This is a genomic window from Pseudomonas sp. K5002 (assembly GCF_013386655.1).
Classification (GTDB): domain Bacteria; phylum Pseudomonadota; class Gammaproteobacteria; order Pseudomonadales; family Pseudomonadaceae; genus Aquipseudomonas.
Genome location: NZ_JACARK010001204.1, coordinates 1 through 1,554, shown reverse-complemented (window position 1 = coordinate 1,554; position 1,554 = coordinate 1). Strand labels below are relative to the sequence as shown.

Below are 1,554 nucleotides of genomic sequence, written 5' to 3'. Positions count from 1 at the left end.
TTTCCGGTGGCCAGCGCCAACTGGTGGGCCTGGCCCAGGCCCTGGTGCGCCAGCCTCGGGTGTTGCTGCTGGACGAACCCACCAGCGCCCTGGACCTGTATCACCAGTGCCAGGTGGTGGAAGCCATCACCCAGGCCACCCGCGAACGCAACCTGATCACCCTGGTGGTGGTGCACGACATCAACCTCGCCCTGGGCTTCAGTGATCAGGTGGTGGTGTTGCACAACGGTCAGTTGGCCGCTGCCGGGCCACCGCAAGTGGTGATCAATCAGGCGTTGCTGAAAAACGTCTATGGTGTGAGTGGCCGCCTGGAACAGGTGCATGGCCGCCCGCTGGTGATGGTGGATGCACGACTGCCCTTTTCTCCTGCCCTTGGATAACCGATGAACAGCTCCCAAGACGCTGCACTCGCGACTTTGCACACTGACCGCCCATTCAACCTGAGGCCGCTGCTGTTGGCCAACATGGCCTGCACCATGGCGATGATGGCATTTGTCTCGCTGATTGGCCCGATCGCTCGGGTGCTTGGCCTGGCCACCTGGCAGGCAGGTGCGGCGGTCACCGTGTCCGGGGTGATCTGGATGCTTCTGGCTCGTCCATGGGGCCAGGCCAGTGACCGACTGGGCCGGCGCCGTGTGCTGCTGCTGGGCACCGGTGGTTTCACCCTGGCCTACTGGGCGCTGTGCGTGTTTATCGATGCGTCCCTGCAACTGCTGCCATCGGCCATGTTGGCGTTTATCGGGCTGATTCTGGGTCGTGGCCTGATCGGCGTGTTCTACGCTGCGATACCGGTGGGCGGCTATGCGCTGGTGGCCGACAACATTGAGCCTGAGCACCGCGCCAAGGCCATGGCTTCCCTGGGCGCCGCCAACGCCTGCGGCCTGGTGCTGGGCCCGGCGATTGCTGCGCTGTTGGCGCGTCACAGCCTGAGCCTGCCGTTTTATGCGATGGCGGTGTTACCGCTGTTGGGATTCTTGTTGCTGCTGGCCAAATTGCCGCGCCAGGAGCTGCACCTCAAGCAGCCGCCCAAGCCGGTCAACCTCTCGGACCCGCGCCTGCGTCGACCGTTGGTGGTGGCGTTTGTCGCGATGCTGTGTGTGTCGATCGCGCAGATAACCGTGGGTTTTTTCGCGTTGGATCGCTTGAAGATGAACCCGGCCGATGCGGCACAAACTGCCGGTATCGCCCTGACCATGGTCGGGCTGGCGTTGATCTGTTCGCAACTGGTAGTGCGCAAACTGGAGTGGCCGCCGCTGCGGATGATTCGCATCGGTGCGGTGGTGTCAGCCCTGGGATTTGCCGGCAGCATGTTCGCTGATACGGCCTGGATCCTGTGGCTGTGCTTTTTTGTGTCCGCGGCCGGCATGGGCTGGATCTTCCCGTCTTTCGCGGCGCTGGCGGCGAATGCGGTGGATGCGTCGGAGCAAGGCGCCTCGGCAGGTTCGGTGGGTGCGGCACAAGGCCTGGGCGTGGTGGTCGGGCCGTTGGACGGGACCTTGATCTACGCGATCGAACCTCGCCTGCCCTACTTGGTGGCGGCGGCGCTGCTGCTAT

At 64.1% G+C, this 1,554-nt stretch carries 2 protein-coding genes; both read left to right on the top strand.

Annotation, left to right across the window (positions count from 1 at the left end):
* Positions 1-380 (top strand): ABC transporter ATP-binding protein (locus HX846_RS34925; RefSeq protein ID WP_178967225.1); only part of this gene is annotated, 380 nt, incomplete at its 5' end.
* 3 nt (positions 381-383) lie between these two features.
* A partial coding sequence (locus HX846_RS34920; RefSeq protein ID WP_178967224.1) for an MFS transporter occupies positions 384-1,554 on the top strand: 1,171 nt, incomplete at its 3' end.